The organism is Sinorhizobium kostiense (assembly GCF_017874595.1).
Classification (GTDB): Bacteria; Pseudomonadota; Alphaproteobacteria; order Rhizobiales; family Rhizobiaceae; genus Sinorhizobium; species Sinorhizobium kostiense.
The window spans coordinates 302,256-324,932 of sequence record NZ_JAGILA010000002.1 but is presented as its reverse complement, the minus strand read 5'-3'; the positions used below and the strand labels follow the sequence as shown (position 1 = coordinate 324,932).

At 60.7% G+C, this 22,677-nt stretch carries 24 protein-coding genes, 1 tRNA gene and 1 pseudogene; 11 read left to right on the top strand and 15 right to left on the bottom strand.

The features are described from left to right. Nucleotides 1–59 precede the first annotated feature (59 nt). From J2Z31_RS08000 to J2Z31_RS07990, 3 genes and pseudogenes are all read right to left on the bottom strand, one after another. Nucleotides 60–236, bottom strand: coding sequence for a hypothetical protein (locus J2Z31_RS08000; RefSeq protein ID WP_209601379.1), 177 nt, complete (start codon nt 234–236; stop codon nt 60–62). A gap of 138 nt (nt 237–374) precedes the next feature. Beyond that, entirely contained in the window at nt 375–1,256 is an 882-nt protein-coding gene (locus J2Z31_RS07995) for a uracil-DNA glycosylase (protein ID WP_209601378.1), read from the bottom strand. Between the two features lie 88 nt (nt 1,257–1,344). Beyond that, nucleotides 1,345–1,730, bottom strand: a pseudogene (locus tag J2Z31_RS07990) (Hsp70 family protein); the annotation flags it as partial. Between the two features lie 241 nt (nt 1,731–1,971). On the opposite strand from J2Z31_RS07990, the gene J2Z31_RS07985 reads away from it, so the two are divergent. From J2Z31_RS07985 to J2Z31_RS07970, 4 genes are all read left to right on the top strand, one after another. Continuing rightward, nucleotides 1,972–3,636: an electron transfer flavoprotein-ubiquinone oxidoreductase gene (locus tag J2Z31_RS07985; protein ID WP_209601377.1), complete on the top strand. Its 1,665-nt coding sequence runs from the start codon at nt 1,972–1,974 to the stop codon at nt 3,634–3,636. A gap of 518 nt (nt 3,637–4,154) precedes the next feature. After that, a complete protein-coding gene (locus J2Z31_RS07980) occupies nt 4,155–5,153 on the top strand; it encodes an ABC transporter substrate-binding protein (RefSeq protein ID WP_209601376.1) in 999 nt (332 codons plus the stop codon). 164 nt (nt 5,154–5,317) lie between these two features. Further along, nucleotides 5,318–6,205: an ABC transporter permease gene (locus J2Z31_RS07975; RefSeq protein WP_209601375.1), complete on the top strand. Its 888-nt coding sequence runs from the start codon at nt 5,318–5,320 to the stop codon at nt 6,203–6,205. 283 nt (nt 6,206–6,488) lie between these two features. Continuing rightward, the gene (locus tag J2Z31_RS07970) at nt 6,489–7,397 is read left to right on the top strand and encodes a diacylglycerol/lipid kinase family protein (RefSeq protein ID WP_209601374.1); all 909 of its coding nucleotides are present in this window, start codon (nt 6,489–6,491) and stop codon (nt 7,395–7,397) included. A 23-nt stretch (nt 7,398–7,420) separates the two neighbouring features. Here the strand turns inward: J2Z31_RS07970 and J2Z31_RS07965 are convergent, their stop codons facing one another. Together J2Z31_RS07965 and J2Z31_RS07960 are read right to left on the bottom strand one after the other, a co-directional pair. Continuing rightward, nucleotides 7,421–8,905 carry an ArnT family glycosyltransferase gene (locus J2Z31_RS07965; RefSeq protein WP_209601373.1) on the bottom strand — a complete coding sequence of 495 codons (1,485 nt, stop codon included), beginning with the start codon at nt 8,903–8,905 and terminating at the stop codon, nt 7,421–7,423. Beyond that, complete coding sequence (locus J2Z31_RS07960) at nt 8,898–9,917, bottom strand: glycosyltransferase family 2 protein (RefSeq protein ID WP_209601372.1); 1,020 nt, start codon at nt 9,915–9,917, stop codon at nt 8,898–8,900. The genes J2Z31_RS07965 and J2Z31_RS07960 overlap by 8 nt, the downstream gene beginning before the upstream one ends. A gap of 100 nt (nt 9,918–10,017) precedes the next feature. Between J2Z31_RS07960 and J2Z31_RS07955 the strand changes: the two genes are divergently transcribed. Further along, entirely contained in the window at nt 10,018–10,974 is a 957-nt protein-coding gene (locus J2Z31_RS07955) for a lysylphosphatidylglycerol synthase domain-containing protein (protein ID WP_209601371.1), read from the top strand. Between the two features lie 9 nt (nt 10,975–10,983). On the opposite strand, the gene J2Z31_RS07950 is transcribed toward J2Z31_RS07955, so the two are convergent. The 4 genes from J2Z31_RS07950 to J2Z31_RS07935 form a co-directional block, all read right to left on the bottom strand. Further along, nucleotides 10,984–12,486, bottom strand: a complete 1,503-nt coding sequence (locus tag J2Z31_RS07950; protein WP_209601370.1) for an AMP nucleosidase — start codon at nt 12,484–12,486, stop codon at nt 10,984–10,986. Between the two features lie 62 nt (nt 12,487–12,548). Then, complete coding sequence (locus J2Z31_RS07945) at nt 12,549–12,869, bottom strand: YnfA family protein (protein ID WP_209601369.1); 321 nt, start codon at nt 12,867–12,869, stop codon at nt 12,549–12,551. A gap of 134 nt (nt 12,870–13,003) precedes the next feature. Beyond that, nucleotides 13,004–13,177, bottom strand: a complete 174-nt coding sequence (locus J2Z31_RS07940; protein ID WP_209601368.1) for a hypothetical protein — start codon at nt 13,175–13,177, stop codon at nt 13,004–13,006. Between the two features lie 71 nt (nt 13,178–13,248). Then, a complete protein-coding gene (locus tag J2Z31_RS07935; RefSeq protein WP_209601367.1) occupies nt 13,249–13,422 on the bottom strand; it encodes a hypothetical protein in 174 nt (57 codons plus the stop codon). A 181-nt stretch (nt 13,423–13,603) separates the two neighbouring features. Between J2Z31_RS07935 and J2Z31_RS07930 the strand changes: the two genes are divergently transcribed. Next, on the top strand, nt 13,604–14,305 hold the full coding sequence (locus J2Z31_RS07930) for a glutathione S-transferase family protein (protein WP_209601366.1): 702 nt from the start codon (nt 13,604–13,606) through the stop codon (nt 14,303–14,305). Nucleotides 14,306–14,525: 220 nt separating this feature from the next. Here J2Z31_RS07930 and J2Z31_RS07925 read toward each other — a convergent pair whose 3' ends face one another. After that, entirely contained in the window at nt 14,526–14,867 is a 342-nt protein-coding gene (locus J2Z31_RS07925; RefSeq protein WP_209601365.1) for a DUF2147 domain-containing protein, read from the bottom strand. Between the two features lie 613 nt (nt 14,868–15,480). Between J2Z31_RS07925 and J2Z31_RS07920 the strand changes: the two genes are divergently transcribed. Further along, nucleotides 15,481–15,747 carry an SEL1-like repeat protein gene (locus tag J2Z31_RS07920; RefSeq protein WP_209601364.1) on the top strand — a complete coding sequence of 89 codons (267 nt, stop codon included), beginning with the start codon at nt 15,481–15,483 and terminating at the stop codon, nt 15,745–15,747. Nucleotides 15,748–15,808: 61 nt separating this feature from the next. On the opposite strand, the gene J2Z31_RS07915 is transcribed toward J2Z31_RS07920, so the two are convergent. The 3 genes from J2Z31_RS07915 to J2Z31_RS07905 all read right to left on the bottom strand — a co-directional run bounded on the left by J2Z31_RS07915 (nt 15,809) and on the right by J2Z31_RS07905 (nt 18,057). Continuing rightward, nucleotides 15,809–16,924 carry a pyridoxal phosphate-dependent aminotransferase gene (locus J2Z31_RS07915; protein WP_209601363.1) on the bottom strand — a complete coding sequence of 372 codons (1,116 nt, stop codon included), beginning with the start codon at nt 16,922–16,924 and terminating at the stop codon, nt 15,809–15,811. 159 nt (nt 16,925–17,083) lie between these two features. Further along, nucleotides 17,084–17,530: a PilZ domain-containing protein gene (locus tag J2Z31_RS07910; protein ID WP_234939338.1), complete on the bottom strand. Its 447-nt coding sequence runs from the start codon at nt 17,528–17,530 to the stop codon at nt 17,084–17,086. A 179-nt stretch (nt 17,531–17,709) separates the two neighbouring features. Continuing rightward, nucleotides 17,710–18,057 carry a hypothetical protein gene (locus J2Z31_RS07905; protein WP_234939337.1) on the bottom strand — a complete coding sequence of 116 codons (348 nt, stop codon included), beginning with the start codon at nt 18,055–18,057 and terminating at the stop codon, nt 17,710–17,712. Here J2Z31_RS07905 and J2Z31_RS07900 point away from each other — a divergent pair. The 4 genes from J2Z31_RS07900 (at nt 18,050) to J2Z31_RS07885 (ending at nt 20,365) form a co-directional block, all read left to right on the top strand. Beyond that, nucleotides 18,050–18,265, top strand: a complete 216-nt coding sequence (locus J2Z31_RS07900) for a hypothetical protein (RefSeq protein ID WP_209601361.1) — start codon at nt 18,050–18,052, stop codon at nt 18,263–18,265. The two genes, J2Z31_RS07905 and J2Z31_RS07900, sit on opposite strands and share 8 nt — an antisense overlap. A gap of 18 nt (nt 18,266–18,283) precedes the next feature. Continuing rightward, a tRNA-Ser gene (locus tag J2Z31_RS07895) sits at nt 18,284–18,373 on the top strand. A gap of 62 nt (nt 18,374–18,435) precedes the next feature. Further along, nucleotides 18,436–18,678: a GIY-YIG nuclease family protein gene (locus tag J2Z31_RS07890; RefSeq protein ID WP_209601360.1), complete on the top strand. Its 243-nt coding sequence runs from the start codon at nt 18,436–18,438 to the stop codon at nt 18,676–18,678. Between the two features lie 652 nt (nt 18,679–19,330). Continuing rightward, nucleotides 19,331–20,365, top strand: a complete 1,035-nt coding sequence (locus J2Z31_RS07885; protein ID WP_209601359.1) for a porin — start codon at nt 19,331–19,333, stop codon at nt 20,363–20,365. Between the two features lie 159 nt (nt 20,366–20,524). On the opposite strand, the gene J2Z31_RS07880 is transcribed toward J2Z31_RS07885, so the two are convergent. Further along, the gene (locus J2Z31_RS07880) at nt 20,525–21,460 is read right to left on the bottom strand and encodes a tyrosine-type recombinase/integrase (RefSeq protein ID WP_209601358.1); all 936 of its coding nucleotides are present in this window, start codon (nt 21,458–21,460) and stop codon (nt 20,525–20,527) included. Nucleotides 21,461–21,624: 164 nt separating this feature from the next. Then, the gene (locus tag J2Z31_RS07875) at nt 21,625–22,662 is read right to left on the bottom strand and encodes a porin (protein ID WP_209601357.1); all 1,038 of its coding nucleotides are present in this window, start codon (nt 22,660–22,662) and stop codon (nt 21,625–21,627) included. Nucleotides 22,663–22,677: the final 15 nt, after the last annotated feature.

Here is a 22,677-nt window from a genome sequence, read left to right as displayed (position 1 = left end):
CGACTTTTGCGCGTCGGAAGACGCGCGGCGCTGTAGTCGGTCAGGCGCGCTCGAATCGATCAGCGTTGAATGAAGTCGGCGTAGATCTGGCCGGGTCGTGTGGTCCGGGCAAGACCAATAGCCGTCATCTGCTCGTTGGCTGCCGTGCCGAAGCTGTTGAGCGGCGTCCGCCGCGCCACGCTCGCATGGCGGAGCGTTTCGAAGCTGCTGTGGATCGGACGAAAGCGGGCAGTCATGGTTCAATTCCTTAATCCATTCCTCCCATTGCCTTATATTGCGCTGCAGCATCGGTTCTGCAATGCACTAAAACGCCGCGCTGGCATGCGCAAATCGCATGGCTTCCTTCATTCTATGTTCATTGATCGGATGCGGCTTCAGTTGCCGATTCTGGCCTTCAGGGCGAGAAGATCCTGCCATGCGAAGCGCTTGTTGACCGGCGCCGTCATGAGATCCTGCGGGTGTAATGTGGCAAGCGCTGGCACGACATGGCCGCCGGCGGAGACCTCGCGCCACTCACCCCGCATCTGGTGGATTGTCTCGCTGCTGGCATAGAAGAACCGCGCGGTGAAATTGCCGAGGAGTAGCAAATACCGGGGCTCGGCCAAGGCGATCTGCCGTTCGATGAAGGGACGGCAGATGTCCGCCTCTCGCCCGCTCGGCACCCGGTTGCCCGGCGGGCGCCAGGGCACGACATTGCTGAGCAGCACGCCCTCCCGTGAAAGGCCGATGCCGGCAAGCATGCGCTCCAGCATGTCGCCGTGCCTGCCGCTGAAAGGCCGGCCCTCGCGGTCGTCATCGGCATAGGGCATCGGGCCGATGATCATGATGCCGGAATCGGCATTGCCTTCGGCGAAAACCAGATTGCGGGCGCTGTTTTTCAGATTGCAGTGGGTAAAGGCTTCCGCCGCCGTTCGCAGTTCGGCCAGCGAGCGGGCGCTCTCGGCGGCGAATCGCGCTTCGCTGATCGCCTGCTCGTCGGGGATCGCGACGCTCGGCGGCGTCGGCAGGGTCGCTGGACGCTGCACGGTTCTGGCACTCGGGACAGCCCCGTGTGCCTGCCGGTGCGGTGCGCCGGTGACAGCTGTCGGCCCGGTCTGAGGCGCGGCACGCCCTTCGGCGCGTTTCGCCTTCATCGCTTCGAATTCGGCAACCCGATCGACAGGCCTGTCCTCCAGAAGCCATTCGATCCCCGCATCCGCATGGAAGGCGAGTAGGGCGGCGAGTTCGGAAGGGGAGAGGTCGTTGGCCGAGATCATGGGGCGACCTTAGCAGATCGGCGAATGTGGTCCAACCGCCGAGGGGCCGTCAATGAACCGCCGTCCAGGTCGCGATATCGTCCCGTTCGCCGATAAGCGCCAAGCCGTGGGCGATGGACATGAGTTCGCCGGCATATTCCCGCAGGCGGACAAGGAAGCGGTGCATCAGATCTTCGAAATCATACCGCTTTGCAAAGACGAGCGTACCCTGAAACAGCGCGCTTGCGGCAAAGGTCTTGATCGATTGCAGGAAACGGCACCCGCCCGGATTGTCGATGAACTCGCGTATCGCTGCCTGCCCGGCTTCTATCTCAAGGGGAGAGGGCCAGAACCCTTCAGGAAGGAAAGCGCCGTCCGGGTCGAGTAGGCTTTGCCGGCGGGGCTCTCCATCACGACGGTACGGGTGGAGGCGCCTTCCGCCACGGCAAGCACGGAGTTGGTGGTCCCGAAATCGATCCCGAGGGCGGATGCCATGAGCTTCTCCGTGCTTGGATGCGGCGGGCCTCCTCGCATGTGCCTCGGCCGAAAGCAAGTGGCAAATGTGTTTACGCTTACGTTCAAGTAAGATACGGCTGTGCTAAACTCATCAAGTCATGCGCAAATGCAGAGAAACTCTGTCGCATCCCGGCTCGACAAGGCCTAACACATTTGCAATGACGAATGGGTGTAGCTGGGACAGAGCCGGCGGAAGACCGGGAGACTGGAGAGCATGGAAATGACCGAGCAACAAGAAATCCCCGAGCGCGAGAGCATGGAATTCGACGTGGTGATCGTCGGGGCGGGGCCGGCCGGGCTTGCGGCGGCGATCCGGCTGAAGCAGGTCGATCCGGAGCTCTCGGTGGTGGTGCTCGAGAAGGGCGCCGAAGTCGGCGCGCATATCCTCTCCGGTGCCGTCGTCGACCCGATCGGCATCGACCGGCTCTTGCCCGGCTGGCGTGATGAGCCGGATCATCCCTTCAAGACGGAAGTCACCGACGACCATTTCCTCTTCTTAGGTCCGGCCGGCTCGATCCGCTTGCCCAACTTCCTGATGCCGCCCTTGATGAACAATCACGGCAACTATGTCGTCTCGCTCGGCAATGTCTGTCGCTGGCTCGCCACCCATGCCGAGGCACTGGGCGTCGAGATCTATCCGGGCTTTGCCGCCACCGAAGTGCTCTATAATGACGAGGGCGCGGTGATCGGTGTCGCCACCGGCGACATGGGCATTGAGAGATCCGGCGAGCCGGGACCGAACTATGCCCGTGGCATGGCGCTTCTCGGCAAATACACGCTGATCGGCGAGGGCGTACGCGGCTCGCTCGCCAAGCAGCTGATCGCCAAATTCAAGCTCGGTGAAGGCCGCGACGTGCCGAAATTCGGCATCGGCCTGAAGGAGCTCTGGGAGGTGAAGCCGGAGAACCATAAACCCGGCCTGGTTCAGCATTCCTTCGGTTGGCCGCTCGACATGAAGACCGGCGGCGGCTCCTTCCTCTATCATCTCGAAGACAATCTCGTTGCGGTCGGCTTCGTCGTCCACCTGAACTACAAGAACCCCTATCTCCATCCCTTCGAGGAGTTCCAGCGCTTCAAGACCCATCCGGCGATCCGCGGCACCTTCGAGGGGGCCAAGCGCCTCTCCTATGGCGCCCGCGCGATTACCGAGGGTGGCTATCAGTCGGTGCCGAAGCTCTCATTCCCCGGTGGCGCGCTGATCGGCTGCTCGGCCGGCTTCGTCAACGTGCCGCGCATCAAAGGCAGCCACAATGCGGTGCTCTCCGGCATGCTCGCGGCGGAGAAACTGGCGGAGGCGATCGCTGCCGGTCGCGCCAATGACGAGCCGATCGAGATCGAGCGTGGCTGGCGCGACAGCGCCATCGGCCAGGATCTGAAGAAGGTCAGGAACGTCAAGCCGCTGTGGTCGCGCTTCGGCACGGCGGTGGGTGTCGCGCTCGGTGGGCTCGACATGTGGACGAACCAGCTCTTCGGCTTCTCCTTCTTCGGCACGCTGAAGCATGGCAGGACCGATGCGGCCTCCCTGGAGCCGGCGGCGAAACACCAGAAGATCGACTACCCGAAGCCGGACGGCGTGCTTACCTTCGACCGGCTCTCCTCGGTGTTCCTGTCGAACACTAATCACGAGGAGGATCAGCCGGTGCACCTGCAGGTCAAGGACTGGGATCTGCAGAAACGTTCGGAATATGACGTCTACGCCGGCCCGTCGACGCGCTACTGTCCGGCCGGCGTCTACGAATGGGTGGAGAAGGACGGCCAGTCGACCTTCGTCATCAACGCCCAGAACTGCGTCCACTGCAAGACCTGCGACATCAAGGACCCGAACCAGAACATCAACTGGGTGCCGCCACAAGGGGGCGAGGGCCCGGTCTATCCGAACATGTAGTGTTCGGAAGGCGGGCCGCCCGGACTCCCGCCAGGAAAGAAGCGGGCGAAGGCCCGGTCTATCCGAACATGTAGTGTTCGGAAGGCGGGCCGCCCGGACTCCCGCCGGGAAGAAGGGGGCGCGGGCCCGGTCTATCCGAACATGCAGTGTTCGGAAGGCGGGCCGCTGGTACCAGCATGGCCGTTGCTGCCAACCCATGTCGTGTCCGCACTGGCGACTTTAAAGCAGTCAAACGGCCCTATGGTCAGCTTCCATGTGAAGATTAGGCCTTTAATTATCTGTGTTTGGCGCCAAAATGGCCGTCAGGGCAATTGCTGACGCAAATGGGCAAGTGTGCGCCGGAAAGAACCGATAGCAATGTTAGGAACCATGAATCGGGAGTATGGATTCATGGCTGCGCAAGTGGTTGTTTTCAGAGCCTTGGGCTGGAGCAATCCTTGTTCCATTCGCTGCCGGCCGATGCGGTGGAGGTTTGGCAGTTTGCTTGAATACACCGTCGGAACAGAGGGAACTGTAAAATGAGAAAATTTCTAGCAACGACATGCCTGGCCGCTGGTCTGTTCGGACTGGGGACTGCGGCGTCGGCGCAGGAATGTGGCGATGTGACCATTGCCAACATGAACTGGCAGAGCGCGGAGGTGCTGGCGAGCGTCGATAAATTCATCCTGACGGAAGGCTATGGCTGCAATGCCGAGCTGGTAGTCGGCGATACGGTGCCGACCATCACCTCGATGATCGAAAAGGGCGAGCCCGACATCGCACCGGAAGGCTGGGTCGATCTTCTGCCGGACGTCGTCAAGCGCGGTCTCGAAGAAGGTAAGATCGTCGCCGCAGCAACCGCACTTTCCGACGGCGGCGTCCAGGGCTGGTGGATGCCTAAATACATCGCCGACGAACACCCGGACATCAAGACGATCGATGACGTGCTGAAGCATAAGGAGCTCTTCCCCGATCCGGAAGATCCGAGCAAGGGTGCCGTCTTCAACGGCCCGCAGGGCTGGGGCGGCACGGTCGTGACGACGCAGCTCTACAAGGCTTACGGCGCTGAAGAAGCAGGCTTCACCCTGGTCGACACCGGTTCTGCGGCCGGCCTCGACGGCTCGGTCGCCAAGGCGTACGAGCGCAAGCAGGGCTGGGTCGGCTACTATTGGGCTCCGACGGCTCTGCTCGGCAAATACGAGATGGTGAAGCTCGACCATGGCGTCCCGCATGACGCCGCAGAGTGGAAGCGTTGCAATACGGTCGCCGATTGCCCGGATCCGAAGAAGAACGATTGGCCGAAGGACACGGTCCAGACGCTGGTAACGAAAGCCTTCGCCGACCGCGCCGGCCCGGCCATGGAATACCTAAACACCCGCGCATGGACGAATGACGTGGTCAACAAGCTGATGGCCTGGATGACCGACAACCAGGCAAGCGGCGAGGAGGGCGCCAAGCACTTCCTCGAGGAAAACCCGGACATCTGGACCAAGTGGGTGTCGCCGGAAGTCGCAGAGAAGGTCAAGGCGGCCCTCTGATCGAAATCCCTGCTGTGGAGCGGCGCGCCGGTTGCGCGCCGCTCCCGTTTCATGGGTTGTCGTTCTCTCGAACGACAACCTTCTGTGGCTCCCTTGTGAAGGGTGCTTCGGCGGCAAAGAACAATAAAGGCGGGCCGCCTTGACGATTGCGAAGGGGAATAGAGATGGAATGGTTGACCAGATTTCCGCACATGGATGACGGCCGGCTTCGGGATCTGAAGAAGGTAATCGACGAAGGTTTCCGGGCATTTACTCGCGCCTATGGCGACAGCATCGAAGCGTTTTTCGATCCGCTGCAGTTTTTCCTGATCGAGTCCGAGCGCTTCATGACGCGCACGCCTTGGCCGATCATTCTCCTGCTTGTTGCGCTCATCGCCTGGTTCGCCAGCCGCAACTGGAAAATCGTCGCGGGCTGTATCGGGACGCTTCTCGTCATCGGCTATTTCGACATGTGGGACGACACGATGAAGACGATTTCGATGATCTTCGTCTGTACGGTGCTGTCGATCGCGATCGGTATCCCGATCGGCATCACCATGTCGCGCTCCGATCGGTTCCAGAATGTCGTCAACCCGGTGCTCGACGTGATGCAGACGATGCCGAGCTTCGTCTACCTCATCCCCGTCGTGATGCTGCTCGGCATCGGCAAGGTGCCGGGACTGATCGCCGTTGTGATCTACGCCATTCCGCCGATGATCCGCTTGACCAATCTCGGCATCCGGCTGGTGGACAAGGACGTGCTCGAGGCGGCGGACGCCTTCGGTTCGTCGAATTGGCAGAAGCTGAAGAACGTGCAGATGCCGTTGGCGCTGCCGACGATCATGGCCGGCATCAACCAGACGATCATGATGGCGCTTGCCATGGTGGTCATCGCTTCGATGATCGGCGTTCAGGGCCTGGGCCAACCGGTCTTGAAGGCGATCGCCAACCAGTACTTCACGCTCGGCATTTTCAATGGCATGGCCATCGTCGGCATCGCGATCATCTTCGACCGCGTCAGCCAAGCCTATGGCCGCCGCCTGCAGCGGCACCTGGAAATCGTCCACGGCTGAATGATTGGCCGCCGAGCTGGTCGGCGATATCCCGCAAAGGCAAGCGGCTCGGGACTCCGTCTCGAGCCGCTTTCGTTTTCAAGGTGCATGCTTCCAGCGCCGCGCATCTTGTCAGGCGCGGGCCCCTGAAGCCTCACTCATTCGGACGGTGACCTGCAATCGCGCTCGAGGTTTGTGAGCCCTGAAAACGCGCCGATTTGGGAGGAGACTTGCAGTTGTTCCTCTGGAAACGACTGCGGAAGCGCTTATCTGAGATGCCGACGCCTGGGCCAACGGAGTATTCATGAAGCTTAGAGCCATCTTCAATCGGGATGGTGGAACATTTCGCACGACGGACATGGCGGCCTATGGCAGGGCGGTGGAGGCGGCCTTTTATGCGGCCGGACACGAACTAGAGATCGCGGTCGTCGGAGCGGGTGAAATGCGCCAGGCGCTGGAGACGGCTGGCCGGCGCGCCGATCTCGACGCGATGATCGCCGGCGGCGGCGATGGGACAATTTCCGCCGCCGCGGGTGTCGCCTGGAAGTGCGGCATGCCGCTCGGCATCATCCCGGCGGGCACAATGAACCTTTTCGCCCGGTCGCTGAAACTGCCTATCGATATTTGGAAAGTGCCGGAGGTTCTCGCAAATGGAAGAATCATCGACGGCGACATCGGCAGCGCAGATGGCCGCGCCTTCGTACATCAGTTCTCCATGGGGCTCCATGCTCGCCTGGTGCGCTACCGCAATGCCTATCGATTTGCGTCACGCATTGGAAAGATCGGCGCGAGCACGCGTGCGGCCATCGGCGTGATCTTTAATCCGCCGGATTTCGAAATCGAATTCGATGCCGACGGCCATCGTGAGCGCCGACATGTCTCGCAGATATCGGTTTCGAACAACCATTTCGGTCACGCGACGCTGATGTATGCGGAGGACGTGACCGCTGGTCACCTCGGCTTCTACACGGCGCCGCCGCTCAGTCCCGCGGGCGTGGCGAAACTCGCCTTCGATATTTTGCGCGGCCGTTTTCGGGCAAGCCCTCTCATCACGGAAATGAGCGCGATCGCCGTCGATCTGCATTTCCCGAAGGTGGATCGCAAGATCAACTGTGTTATCGACGGCGAGCTTCTGCCGATTGCGCGGCGCGATATTGCCCTGCGCGTCCACCCGGGCGAATTGAAGCTGCTCGTCGGCACAGGCGACCAGTAAATTTCGCCTGCATCATCCAAGCACTAATCGTTGAGCCAGACATAACTGAACCCGTACCGATCCGCATCGGAGCCATAGATATAGGGCAATGCGAGGTCCCGTCGCTGCTTATTCCCGTCCATCCCGAGGGCGTTGAGTGCCCCGTTGAGAGCGTCGGGAATTTGCGTCGCTGAATCCGCCTCGCTGCGCCAGACCACCAGCAGCGGCCTTCTCCTCTTGTCGACCGGGACTGTCTCCAGCATCGAGGGGATGGCGACCGTCGCCCTGGCGAATTGCGTGCGAATATTGCCGGCGATCTGCTTGTCGTTGGCAATGACGAGGGCGGGTTCGCGCCCTTCCATCTTTGCAACCTTCTCAGCAAAGGCTGCATAGGGGATGTTCAAGCGGGAATAATCGCCGAACCAGGGGCGCACCGCGGCCCGAGAGGAAACGATGACAAGCGCCCCGATAACAATGGTCGCGATCAGTGGAACGAAAAGCCGGAGGCCCGGCGCGGCATTGATCCGCGCGGCCTCGATCTTAAGACAAAGGTAGAGCGGCAGCAGGACCAGGTAGAGGACCAGCCACTTCTCGCGAACATGCGTCGCAGCCACCCCGAGCACTATCAGCAGCACCCCCAGGAGACAAAACGCAATCATCCGCCCGACAATGCGAGTCCACTGGCTTTCCGCTTGCCAGATCTGCCGGATCTTGCCGTGGGCGAAAAGGCCGAAGAGCAGCACGGTGACGAAGCTGCCACCGATCGTTGCCGAAGCAAGTGCGGCGATGCCGTGGAACGCCTCAAAGAGGCGCCCTTCCGCCTCACGCTCCTTCATCTCGTCCAGGGTTCCGGAGGAGGCGGCGTCGAGATTTTGCAACACCCAAATCCCGTGCGGCGTGGCGATGATGGCGGCGGCGGCGATCGCTGCGAGAATTCGCCAGTCGAAGATGCGCGTGCGCAGGTCGCGCTCCGGCAGAATGGCAATGATGGCGGCGATGGGAACCAGCACGAAGTTGTACTTCGAGATGGCGCCGATTCCGACCGCGATGCCGGTCAGCAGATAGGAGAAAAGGCTTGGGCGCGTGAGCGTTCTAAGAAACCCGTACAGAAAAAGCGAGACGGCAAAAAGTGCGGCAACCGTGTGCGAGAGGTCCCGTTGCGCCAGCAGGAAAACCGGAGGCAGGCTGAGTACGCCGAACGTTGCGATCGCCGACAAGTGCCGGTCTCCAAGGACGAGCCGGGCGGCGAGACCGTAGAAGAGACAGCAGAGGAACAGAAGCCCGTTTTTCAGAAGCGTCATCGTCGCAAGCGAGGTGCCGATCGCTTGCGAAAGCCCATATTGCAGCCAGTTATAGAAGGGCGGCTGAGGGCCATATCCGAGCCGCAGGAACTGCGACAGGAACGCCTGCTCGGCCTCGTCGATCTCGAGCGAATTGGATGCCGCCAGCCGCAGGGCGATACACAGAAGGAAATAGCCGGCGAGAAGCAGGAAAACCGCGTTCGGTCGCCGTTCGACCATTTCAAGCATGCGGCGGTTCCTGGTCGAAGACCTGCCGCACGATGTAGCTCGCCGTCTCGTCGTCGCGGAAGTAGGCGCGCGCCATCATTTCCGAGAGGATGCCGGTGGTGATGAGCTGGATCGAGGAGAGGAAGAGCATGATGCCGACCAGCAGCATCGGCCGGGTGCCAATGTCATTACCCAGGATGAACTTGTCGATGCCAAGATAGATGAGGATGAGCGCGCTGATGCCACCGGCGGCCAGCCCGATCGAACCGAAGAAATGGCCGGGCCGCGCTTTGTAGCGCATGAAGAACAGCACCGCCAAGAGGTCGAGAATCACGCGGAAAGTCCGCGAGAGACCATATTTCGACGTGCCGAAATGGCGGGCGTGATGCGTCACTGCCATTTCGCCAATGCGGCTGCTGGGCACGACGCCGGCTACCCATGCGGGGATGAAGCGATGCATTTCACCCATGAGCTTCACCTGCTTGATGATGGCGCCGCGGTAGATTTTGAGGCTGCAGCCATAGTCATGCAGCTTCACGCCGGTGATTTTGCCGATCAGGTAATTGGCGCACCATGAGGGTATCTTGCGGAGCAGCAGGCCGTCCCGGCGGTTCTTTCGCCAGCCGACGAGCAGGTCGAGCTCGCGCGCCTCGATCGCGGCCACCATCAGCGGGATGTCTCTAGGATCGTTTTGCAGGTCTCCATCGAGCGTGGCGATCAATCGGCCGCTGGCGGCGTCAATCCCCGCCTGCATGGCCGCGGTCTGGCCAAAATTCTTCTGCAACTCGATGACCTTCAACCGCAATCCGGGGCGTGCAAGCTCGCTCCGGGCGTTCGGCAAGGTTCGGTCGGTACTGCCGTCGTCCACCAGGATCAACTCCCATGAGCTGCCGAAATCGACCATCGCCTCGCTAATGCGGTTGATCAAAGGCTGGACGCTTTCCTCCTCGTTGAACACCGGGACGACGATGGACAATTCGACGCGCCGCACAACGCTGGTCATTGCTTGAGCGGGTTCTTCTCTCTGATTCAAAGGGTGATCTCCGCGATCTGCTGTCTCTGGCTTTCTTGCACAGTTGACAGTAGTAACCAACAAGGAAATCGCGTTGCCCGGTAGAGGAAATCGGCATCTCATGAATTCGGACAGGCAGCTCGGTCGGCCATCATGGCTTGCGCGCAACCGCATGGCACTGATTTCCCTGACGGCCGTCGCGGCTTACGCCGTCTTCGTAGAGTGGATCTGGGGATGGCTCGCCTTGATGCGGCAATGGGCAGAAGTCGGTCTCGCACCGGTGCTTTCGGCGCTTGCACTCCTGGTCGCCACCTATTTCGTGCGCTGCTACAGAATCTACGACTACTTTCCCAATGAGACCGCCGGTCGGTTCCTGACGCTTCTGCGCCTTACCCAGATCCACAATCTGCTCAACATCATGCTGCCCTTCAGGGCGGGCGAGACAAGCTTTCCATTGCTGATGCGCTCCGAATTCGGCGTTCCGCTGTTACGCGGCACCTCGGCGCTGTTCGTCATGCGGCTCCTCGACCTGCACGCGCTCCTCTTTGTTGCGGCGATTGGCGTCGTGATCGGAACGAGTGGGCAGGCGGCCTGGTGGGTCCTTTGGCTTCTGGGTTTCGTCTCGCCGCTCGTCTTCTTTCTGCTCAAGGCGAGGGTCCTTGCGGTGGCGCGGCGCATGGCGCCCGGCAGGCTCAAGCCCTACTTAGAGGAAGTCGAGGCCGGTCTGCCGGATCACGTTTCGACGTTCCTGCGGGCCTGGGCAATGACGCTGCTGAACTGGGCGGTCAAGGTGGTGATTCTCGCCTGGGTGCTCGCCTTAATGGGGGTGGCGCCGTTTGCCGCCTCATTCGGCGGGGCGCTCGGTGGAGAACTGTCATCGGTCCTCCCGGTGCATGCGCCGGCCGGCGTCGGCACCTATGCCGCAGCTATCGTCGCCGGCGCAATTTCGTTCGGCGCGGCGGGCGATGCAGCGACGCTTGGGGTGCTCGGCCGGGCGAGCGTCAATGCGCATCTGCTCGTGATTGTCTCGGCCGCCGCAGGCACGCTGCTGTCGCTCGGTCTGAAACCGAAGAATTGAAGAAGCGCGCTACTGGAACGACGTCTCGTAAAAGCTCCTGAGCTTGCGCGAATGCAATTTCTCCGGCGGCATGGCCGCGAGCTTCTGCAGCGCCAGGATACCGATCTTTAGATGTTGACTCACCTGCGTGCGGTAGAAGGCCGTCGCCATGCCCGGCAGCTTCAACTCTCCGTGCAGCGGCTTGTCCGACACGCAGAGCAGGGTTCCGTAGGGCACCCGGAAGCGGAAGCCATTGGCGGCAATGGTTGCCGCCTCCATGTCCAGCGCAATGGCCCGCGCCTGCGAGAGGCGCTTGACCGGACCGCGCTGGTCACGCAGTTCCCAGTTGCGGTTGTCGATCGTTGCGACAGTGCCGGTGCGCATGATCTGCTTGAGATCGTAGTCCTTGTAGCCCGTCACTTCCGCGACCGCATCCTGCAGGGCGACCTGAACCTCCGCAAGGGCGGGCAGCGGAATCCAGACCGGAAGATCGTCGTCGAGCACGTGGTCTTCGCGCATATAGGCATGCGCCAGCACGTAATCGCCGAGGCGTTGGCTATTACGAAGACCGGCGCAATGGCCGAGCATCAGCCAGACATGCGGCCTTAAGACGGCGATGTGGTCGGTGATCGTCTTGGCATTGGACGGACCGACGCCGATATTGACCATCGTGATGCCGCCGTGGCCCTTTTTCTTCAGGTGGTATGCCGGCATCTGCGGCAGGCGAGCGAGAGAATAATCGTTCTCCGGCTTGTCGGCGCCTGCCAATGTGGTGATGTTGCCGGGCTCGACGAAGGCCGTGTAACCGTTGCCGCCTTCGGCCATCTGCTGGCGCGCCCATGCGCAGAATTCGTCGATATAGAACTGGTAGTTCGTGAAGAGCACGAAATTCTGGAAATGCGAGGCGCTGGTTGCGGTGTAGTGGCTGAGGCGGGCCAGCGAATAGTCGATGCGCTGTGCGGTGAAGGGGGCGAGCGGAGAGGGCTCGCCAGGACCGGGTTCATATGAACCGTTGGCAATCTCGTCGTCGGTGGTCGTGATATCCGGGGCATCGAACAGATCGCGCAACGGAATGTCGATGCTTTCGGCCGCCGACGCCTCGACATGCGCGTTCTCGCCGAAAGCAAAATGCAGCGGGATCGGAGTCGCCGACTCCGAAACGACGACGCTGACGCCATGGTTGCGGATAAGGTGCCCGAGCTGCTCCTTCAGGTAATGGCGAAAGAGCTTTGGGCGGGTGATCGTCGTCGTGTAGACGCCGGGTGCGCTGACATAGCCGAAGGACAGCCTCGAATCGACATGGCCGAAGCTGCTCGTCTCGATGCTAACCTGCGGATAGCAGGCGCGGAAACGGGTAAGGGGTCTGCCGCTCTTTCCCAAACCCTCGAATGCCTCGCGCAGGAAGCGCGTATTGCGCTCGTAAAGCGCCTCCAGGCAATCGACGGCTTCGGCCGGATTATCGAAGGATTGCGGCTCGAAGGCTTCAGGTGTGGTGGTGGAGAGGGCGGAATTTGAAGAAATTTGTTTGTCCATGTCGCATTATAGGCCGCGACTTCTGACAAGCAAACGACAGATGAGTAGTTTTCACATCTCGTTTAACGGGGTCCCGCCAGGATGATCGTGCTGCCGACCAGTGCCACAGCCATGCCGGTAATGTCCCACCGATCCGGTCTGACACCTTCGGCAATCCACAGCCAGAAGAGCGAAGCAGCGATGTACACGCCGCCGTAAGCCGCATAGGCTCGGCCCGCGGCGGCCGTATCGATCATCGTCAGAAGCCAGGCAAAAAGCGCCAGCGATCCCATGCCGGGCACCAGCCACAAGACCGACCTGCCGAGCTTGAGCCATGCCCAGAAGGCAAAGCATCCGGCGATTTCGGCCAGCGCGGCAAGAAAATAGATGGCGAATGCGGACATGGTTGCGCTCCTTCCAACGCGGGAATGGAGCGAAGCGCGGAGCCTTGTGCAAGGAGAAAATTCGCTCCGGGGCGAGGTCGAAGGAAAGTGCTACGCAACCGTCGCTCGTCCTAAAGTCGCGCGACATCGGAAGATCAGCTCATCGCCTGGCGCTGGAGCGTTATGAAGAGCACCAAGCCGGCGCCGTTCTTGCCGATGCCGGAAGCGCTGGCCTTGTTGTAGGCGACCGCCCCGAACGGCGCGATCAGCAGACCAGTGAAGAACAGGAGCCGGAGTGCCAGCATGGCGGAGGAGACGAACACGGCCATTTCCATAACGATCCTGGGTTAGTCGCGGACGCGGGCGGCAAGCCGCAAGCCGCCGCTTGGCCTCACCCTGCTTAGAGCTTGGCCTGGCAATATTGCGCTGTGTGCACGGTGCAGTCCGTCAGCGAGCCGATATAGGTGTTCTGGCGGCGACGCTCCGTATCGGCGCCGACCGCTGCCGCGAGCGTCATGGCGAAGGCAACCATCAACAGGCTGATGATTGTGAGGCGGCGGGCGAGCATATCCATGATCTTGTCCGTGGGCTGGAGGCACTCTTAAATCGATTGAGCGCTTTTTCGCATAACCAAACTGAATTCTTGCTGAGGCGCCCATTCATCTGCCGTTCATCTTGGTTGAAGGCGCGGGCCTTGCCACGCGCGAAGCGCGTTCCTAAGTGTGGACTCCCAAGAACCTGAGGAGAGACTGCCTATGACTGCTCCGATCGAGCTCTATTACTGGCCGACCCCTAACGGCTGGAAGATCACCATCATGCTTGAGGAGCTCGGCGTTCGCTATGCGGTCAAATACGTCAATATCGGTCGGGGCGACCAGTTCGCACCGGATTTCCTGAAGATTTCGCCGAATAACCGCATGCCGGCGATCATTGACCCCGACGGTCCTGGCGGCGAGCCGATCTCAGTCTTCGAATCGGGTGCGATCCTGCAATATCTCGGCCGCAAACACGGAAAATTCTATCCGGGCGACGAACGCGCCCGCGTCGAGGTGGAGCAATGGCTCTTCTGGCAGGTGGGCGGCCTTGGTCCGATGGCGGGGCAGGCACACCACTTCCGCCAATATGCGCCGGAACGGATCGCCTATGGCATCGAGCGATACACGAACGAGGTGAACCGCCTCTACGGCGTGATGAACAAGCGCCTTGCCGACCGGCCGTTCCTGGCCGGCGACTATTCCATTGCGGACATGGCTGCGACCGGCTGGGTGATCCCGCACGAGAACCAGGGACAGGACCTAAATGATTTCCCGAACTTGAAGCGCTGGTTCGAGACGATGCTGGCGCGGCCCGCGGTGAAGAAGGCGATCGAAGTCGGCAAGGAGGAACGAGCCCGCCAGAAGGCGCTTGCAGAGGACAAGGAAGCTCAGAAGATCCTGTTCGGTCAGCGCGCACGCTAGCTCTCGGTCAGCGTGCGGATAGGAGAGACCCCTCCCCACAAGGGAGAGGGGCTAGGTGTCCGTCGCGCTCGTCTGCTAGTCCGTGACCTTTGCGTCTGGCGCGGGGGTCAAGATCGAAGTGCGGCGGCGCAGCGCAGAAAGCCCCTTCGCCTTGTGGGGAGGGGTTGGGGATGGGTCTCTGGGGGTTGAGGGGTCTTCACCCCAACCCCCAACCAAAATTTCAAAGACGGGTCCACGTCTGCGACTTGCAGAGAACCTTTAGTATGCAGCCCTTCATCTTGAGCGAATTGCCTTGGACGGAGCCCGAGCCGCTATAGGTCTTGTCGCTCTCCGGATCGGTGATTTCGCCGCTATAGCTGCCGCCGGCGCCGGCAAGATTGCCGATACGCTTGCCCGCATGCTTGCCCGTCATCAGCGTGACGCAGAAAGATCCGCCGCAGGGAGCGATTTCCGCTGTGGCGCCGCTCGCGGTCCTCCAGTCTCCGACGATCGGCTCGGCGGCAAGGGCCGGGCCTGTCGCCATGAAAGCGAGCGCCGTGGTGACAAGCAAAGTACGTATCATTGAATCTCCTCCGCAAAGCAGTGCGGCCTCCTAGCCGCTAGAACGCCGGAGACTAACTTACGCGCACGTAAAGATAAATACGTCCCACCCTCGGCATCAGGTGCTTCAGGCGACAGGCGAGCCGCTCAGGAACCGCGGCCGGCGCAGGCAAGCGACCACGCGCCTTCGGCTCTGTTTTCGAGGCTGCGCCGGCGCGTCGCGTGGGGGCAGGCCAACTTCTTCGCAAAACTCGTTTCGCTTTTGTGGTTAGCAATTGGTTGAAACCCGTCACTTAAGTTTTCGTAAATTTTTAAGCGGAGTGCCGCCACTCCGGGCATTCTGATGCTTAACGAAAACCCAAATTTACCAAGCGTTTGAACTTTGTTTGCGGCAAGTTAAGCATGCATTTTAAACGGCTGTTGAAAGGCGCCCGCCATACTCGAAGCCATAAGACGAGCAGGGAAAACAACCCGCCGAAGAACCGCAAGCGACGCTGCCGAAGACGGTGCGCTTTCGGGACGCCCGATAAGAGGCAGGCCAAAACAGGGACCAACGAACTGAAGCCGGGCGCGCCTGCCGTATTCCCCAGGCAAAGGCGCGCCGCTTCGCTAAACAGAAGACAGGGACGACGAGAATGGCACTCTTTGATATGCAGATCGGTTCGGAGGCCGCGATGGGCGGCGACAACCGGGCCGATGCCCTTTGCGCAATGGGCCTCGCCTATGCAACCGGCCGCGGCAGACCCGTCGATCTGGTCGCCGCGCACAAGTGGCTGAATATCGCCGCCATCAAGGGCTGCGACCGTGCCGCCAGCCTCCGCGTAGACCTTGCGGCAACAATGAGCAAGACCGACCTTGCGGCCGCCCTTCGCGCGGCGCGCGAATGGATGACGATGCACTGACCGTGTGCAAGCCACGCGCCTGCCGAGCGCAGCCGGCGGGCCGGAGGGGAAGGGGCACTGACTAGCCCAGGCTCTTCAGCACAGCCGGCAAGGCAGCCTCCAGCAACTTCATCTCGGCTTCGGGCGCGGCGCTGATGCGGATGCAGCGATTGAGAGGTGCCACACCCGGCATGCGGATGAAGATGCCGTGGTCGCCCATCAGCCGCTCGACGATCGCCTTGGCATAGGTCGCGTCCCGCCCACAATCGACGGCGACGAAATTCGTGGCGGAGGCAAGCGGCAACAACTCGTTTCCGCGAGCGATTGCGGAGAGCCGGTCGCGGGAACTTGTTATTTTGGCGACGACCTCCTCCAGGTACGCCTGGTCGGCGAGCGCGGCGATCGCCGCCGCGACGCCGACGCGGTTCATGCCGAAATGATTGCGGATCTTGTCGAAGGCCTGGGCAGTGCCGGGTGTGGTGAGCACGTAACCGACACGCGCGCCCGCGAGACCATAGGCCTTTGAGAAGGTCCTAGTGCGAATGACGTTCGGCCGGTCGATCAGGCTTTCGATCGAAGGCACCGAGTCGGGCGGCGCGGTTTCGCTATAGGCCTCATCGAGGATGAGCAGCGTCGTTTCCGGTAAGGCGACGGCGAATTCGATGATGCGATCGGCGGGCCACCAACTGCCCATGGGATTGTCCGGATTGGCGAAATAGACGAGCGGCGCGTTCTCCCGCTTGACAGTGGCAAGGAGCCCCTCGAGGTCTTCTCGATCATCGGCATAGGGCACGGTTGCCAGCCGGCCGCCGTGGCCTGCGACGTGGTAGTTGAATGTCGGATAGCCTCCGAGCGAAGTCACGACCGGCATGCCCGGCTCGACGACGAGGCGGACGATCTGACCCAGCAGGCCGTCAATGCCTTCTCCGACGGCGATATTGCCAGGAGACGTGCCGAGACGGCCGGCCAGCGCCTGTTTGAGATCGTGGTTTTCCGGGTCCGCGTATTTCCATGTCTCGGCTGCTGCCTCCCGGATCGCAAGTAGCACCGAAGGGGCCGGACCGAAGCCGCTCTCGTTCGCACCGATGCGGGCGGCGATGCTGCGGCCGCGCTGCCGTTCGATGGCTTCGGGTCCGACGAATGGAACGGTGGCCGGCAAGGATTGGATGAGCGGCGTGAAGCGCGAGAAGGTGGACATGTGGACAACCCCGAACGAAATGCGCCGCGGAACTTATCGTATATGTGCGGGAATCGGAATCGGCTTGCGCAAAGAAAGATCCGCTGCGAGGAATCTCGGCTGGACCACGATGATTTCAGCTCGGATCGACCTAGACTCTGACGCGTGATCGATCAGTACTCATCCCGCGCTATTCCTGGTGTTCATCAGCAGAGCAGGATGCTCGTCCGAGGGCGCGTGGCGGTAGCTGCTGCTCCCTGACCTCAAATCACTGGTCCGGCCGGTGAAATAGTCGTGGCGGACGATTTGGTGGAGAAACGATTCGTCGATCGACTTGATGAAGTGTACGGCGATGTTGTCTCCCGCCCGGTGGATCTCGGCGCAGCCGATACGGCGGTTCGTTCCTACGATGTGAAGATAGTAATGATGCGGCAGGCCGATGGTCGTGCCGACGGAGAGCCGTGCTCCGCCTCGCGAAATTTCGATCATCCTGCAGGCGCGGATGGATACGCCGCCAAGGCCTGGCTGTACCGACATCAGCGTTCCCGCATGGGCGATGGCAAAACGCTCGTAGCGTCGCTCGTAGAGCGGAGAAGGCACAAGCGAATACATCGTCGACTGCAGCATGCGTCGTCTCCGGTATAATTGCCACGCCAGAGCAAGGCGCCAGCGGCTTCTGCCCGTCCCGGTGAGCCCGTGAGCGGCGAAGGCCGAGGATCAGTTTCCCTCGACAGTCTTGCAATCTCTTGAAGTCATTCATTAAAAATCTAGCAAGGCGTCGAGCTGGGCGGGGTGCGATCGGCCGCTCAGAGCCCGCTCGCAAACTGCAGGCGGATGAGCCGGCTTAGAAATTCCTGCGCGAGCAGCATATTGAAGCGCACGCCGAGCTCTGACCCGTTGCGATGCACCTCGGCGCAGCCGATCTCCTCGTCCAATCCGTCGATTTCAAGGAAGAAATGCTTCGGCAGCATAATCCCGGCGTTGAAGTCGAGCATTGCGCCGCCGATCGAGATGTGGCGCAAGAGCGCCTGATACTTGGTCTTCGCCTTGAGCTGGCTGGCGATGACGAGAATGCGGCAGGGGCGCTCTATCACATAATGCGGATAGGAAACGGCCGCGCGGCCGGATCTTCCTTGCGCGAGATGCATGATCATCGACATCGCCAGACCTCGGGAATATCGCTCCTTCATCTCGCCGTGGATCGCGCTTGCATGCCAGGCGAACGGCGAAAATTGGGGGGACTTTCCCCAACCGGGCTTGCTCCAGCCTTGTCGCCTCGTATCTGGGCGGCAGATGCTCGCGCCCAAAAAGCCAGGATTTCCTGAAAACCGACAAAAAAATCTTGCATTGAAGGCGCGGTGACACTAGTCAGGCCCTGACGGAGAGGTGGCCGAGTGGTCGAAGGCGCTCCCCTGCTAAGGGAGTATACCGGAAACGGTATCGAGGGTTCGAATCCCTTCTTCTCCGCCATCCTGCTTCGCTCTTCGAGCTTCGCAGGATTGCTAGAACATCTCTGGCGAAGCAGGGCTTTATTGTTTTACGTCTATCTAATCGAAAGCCTGTCAAACTGCGGCCAGCGCTATGTAGGAGTGACTGCTGATCTCAAGCAGCGTCTACAAGAGCACAATGCCGGCAAATCAGCCCACACCTCCAAATTCAAGCCATGGCGGCTGACGACTTACGTCGCATTTTCTGAGCGGGCGAAAGCGGACTCGTTCGAGCGCTATCTCAAATCCGGGTCGGGCCACGCCTTCGCCAACAAACGGCTATGGTAGCCACCTACCTCCTGACAGTTACGGGCTGGGCCGGACGGCGCCGCTAAGCCTTCTCCCCACGGAGTCCGTGTGAGTTCCGCATGGCAAGAGAGTGGCGCCGATAGCTGCCGCCGCCAATCCCCACCCCAAGAGCGCCGAGCCCGACTCGATCGCTCTCCCCGAGCGCCGTCCTCGATTCGCGAATCCTTGCCTGTTGATTCTGTTGGGAATCGCTGAAATCGACCCAATTCCAGCTGGCCGAACGCCTCTGTCGGAGCCCCGAACCCTGCTGATGGCGGCCGGGGGAATCATCCCAGCGCCCGATTCTGCCCCCCTTTTCGGCCGATTTTTGCCTCTTTATGGTACAGGAGGTGCCCGCGAGGCTTGCGCTAACCTCCCGTCACCAAAGGATTTTCTTAAGGCTTTTTTAACGCACTCGGGCCGTCTGGGGCGATTTTGTGTCGTTTGAGCAACAGGGATCGGGGAAGGGCGGCGCAAAGGAGTCGATCAGGCAAGTTGGTCGTTGCGCGCCCCATCCGGTTTTGTATTTTCAACTCCGGAAGCAAGGGCGGTTGATCGTCCGACTTCTTGAACGATTGGGGATGGGGCAGGGAACGCTGTCCTTCAGCAAAGATACCCAGACCCGTGTGAAACTTTTGACTGGAGGTCAGAAATGAACATCAAGAGCCTTCTTCTCGGCTCCGCTGCTGCGCTCGCAGCAGTATCCGGCGCACAGGCTGCCGACGCCATCGTCGCCGCCGAGCCGGAGCCCCTGGAATACGTTCGCGTTTGCGACGCTTTCGGCACGGGCTACTTCTACATTCCGGGCACGGAAACCTGCCTGAAGATCGGCGGCTTCATCCGCGTTCAGGGCGACTTCGGCCGTGACGCAAGTGATTGGGGCGAGGGCGCCGACGCGGTCGAAGGCTTTTCCGACTGGGATGTCTTCTCGCGCGCTTACATCTCGTTCGACGCCAAGAGCGACACCGAATTCGGCACGCTCACCGGCTTCGCCGCGATCGAATTCAACGCCGACAACGACACCGGCCCTGGCGACAGCCGCATCGACGTCGACGAAGCCTACATCGAACTCGGCGGCCTCCGCGCTGGCTTCTTCTACAGCTGGTGGGATAAGGGCCTGAACGGTGAAACCGACTCGATCGGCGAAAACACCGAATTCAACTCGATCCGCTATGTCTATGATGCCGGTACGTTCCAGGCTGGTATCGCTGTTGACGAACTCCAGGGCATCACCACGCGTGACAACGGCGTCGGCATCGAAGGCATCGTTTCCGCTTCGCTCGGCGGCGTAAGCTTCGACCTCCTCGGCGGCTTCGACACCGAACTCGAAGAAGGCGCGATCCGCGCTCTGCTTTCTGCAGACGTTGGTCCCGGCACCTTCCAGGCCGCTGCGATCTGGGCATCCGACCCGAACGCTTACTGGTCTGACTCCGAGTGGAGCGTTGCTGCTTCGTACCGCTTCAACGCAACCGAAAAGTTCGCAATCACCCCCGGCGCTCAGTACTGGGGTGACCTGAACGACGGCGCTGGCGGCTTCGACTCCGGTGACGATCAGTGGCGCGTTGGTATCACGGCTGATTACCAGATCACCGAAGGCCTCGCTTCGCGCTTCACGATCAACTACACGGATCCGGATGACGCTGATGAGCAGGTCAGCGGCTTCCTCCGCCTGCAGCGTGACTTCTAATCTGACCTGACCTCGGTCAGTGAAGGAAAGCCCGGCTCATCGAGCCGGGCTTTTTCAATTCCGAGACAGCGAGCGGAGAACCAGGGTTTCTTAGCCCAAGGACTTCGCACGATGGGTGCCTATCCACAGGCATGGGCAAGTCGCTGGACGGCAACGGGCCTAGCTGGCGAGATGCCGTTCGAGAACGGGAACACACATGTCCAAATCATGCGTTGCCAGGTGGGCATAACGCATCGTCATCGTCAGCGTCTGATGGCCCAGCCACATCTGGACCCGCCGGAGATCGATTCCGCCCCGTACTAGGCGGGACGCGCAGGTATGTCTCAGGACATGGGGGACGACATCCGCTTCGTCGCCCAGTTTCGCGTCGATTTTAGCCGCGTTCCAAGCTGCCCTGTATTTCTGCGGATCCACATCGGCAAAGGGCCCCGGAGCCCTGTCCTTAAGCTCACGTAGGACCTGCTTTGCCCTGGACGTCAGCGGGACCGTGCGGCTTCGACCGGATTTGGTAATCCAGAACGTTACCCGGCCCTCATGAATGTCGTTCCATTTGAGGCCGATGCCCTCGCCGAGGCGAGCGCCTGTATCCACAAGGAAGATGGAGAATTTCAGAAAGAGTTCCGAGCGGGTTCCGATCTCTCGGAACAACGCTTCCTCTTCTTCGGCTTCCAGGAATCGCAGGCGTCCGGCTCTCTCCTTCTGACGCCTGAACTCCGGCAGACTATGGATATCGCCCATCTTGTACGCTTTCCGCAGCAACTTGCTCAATGCGGCCATCTTTCGATTAATGGTCGCGTTGCTGTTGCCCCGCTTGCGTAATGCGCCAATCAAATTGTCGAGCAAGTCCTGCGAGAAGGTGGAAAACCGCGCACCGAGTAGAATCTCGTCGAGTTCACCGATGAAGGCCTTCACATTGTATTTGTGGTGCCCTTCGTCCCACAGGATATCGGCATAGCGATGGAACAACTCGGCAAGCGAGGTCTCCTTTACCAAACCGATCGGACCTTGTCGGCCAAAACAATAATTGACCTCGTATTCCGGACGATCGCCCGAAATCCCGAAGCCGCTCGCCAATTTTTCGGCGCCTGACGTCACGTTTGCCGTTTCCTTCCCACCCCACCACGAATGGACCAAGAAACCGCTGGCACTCAAGCCAACGCTTATATTTCAGCAATCTCAATGACCTAGACGGCACGCGTATGTTGCAGAACAGCAACAGCCCGCAACTCTTAGAGTTGCGGGCCTGAGACTAGATCAGATTAGAAGTCGCGCTGCAGGCGAACAAAGCCGGTGACGAAATCATCATCAGCGAAGGTGTTGTCGTAGTCGACGTCGGTGTAGTTAACCGTCGCACGAGCTGCGAGACCTTCGGTGATCTGGTAGTCAGCCGTGATACCGACCTTCCAGGCATCGCCGTTACCGAAGGAGCCGCCACCACCGGCGTAGCCTTCGTTGAATTCAACGCCGTTACGGAGGTCACCCCAGTACTGAGCGCCGGGCGTGATCTTGAACTTCTCGGTTGCCTGGAAGGCATAGGACACAGCAACAGCCCACTCGGAGTCAGACCAGTAAGCGTTCGGGTCGGAGGCCCAGATGGCAGCAGCCTGGAGAGTACCCGGGCCAAGGTCAGCAGAGATCAAGCCGCGGATCGCACCATCTTCAACTTCGGTGTCGAACCCGCCAAGCAGGTCGAACGACACGCCGCCGAGCGAAGCAGAAACGATACCCTCGACGCCGACACCATTGTTTCGAGTAGTCAGGCCTTCAAGCTCGTCGATGGCAACGCCAGCCTGGAAGGCACCGCCGTCATAAAGGTAAGCAATAGAATTGAACTTGGTGTTCTCACCGACCGAATCGGTTTCACCATTCAGACCCTTGTCCCACCAGCTGTAGAAGTGACCGACCTTTAGGCCGCCGAGCTGGATGTAGGCCTCGTCAAGCTTGAAGTCGGCGCCGTCTTGAGCATCAGCATCAGCTTCGATTGCAATGAGGCTGGTGAGCGTACCGAATTCCGTGTCGCTCTTGGCGTCAAACGCCAGGAAGCCACGCGAGAAAGCATCCCAATCGGAGAACCCGCCTGCGTCTTCACCGAAGTTGACCTGGAAGCGGACGAAGCCGTTGATCTTGAGGCAGGTTTCCGTGCCGGGAATGTAGAAGTAGCCCGTGCCGAAAGCGTCGCAGACGCGAACGTATTCCATGGGTTCCGGCTCGGCGGCGACGATGGCGTCGGCAGCCTGCGCGCCGGATACTGCTGCGAGCGCAGCAGCGGAGCCGAGAAGAAGGCTCTTGATGTTCATTTCTGACCTCCAGTC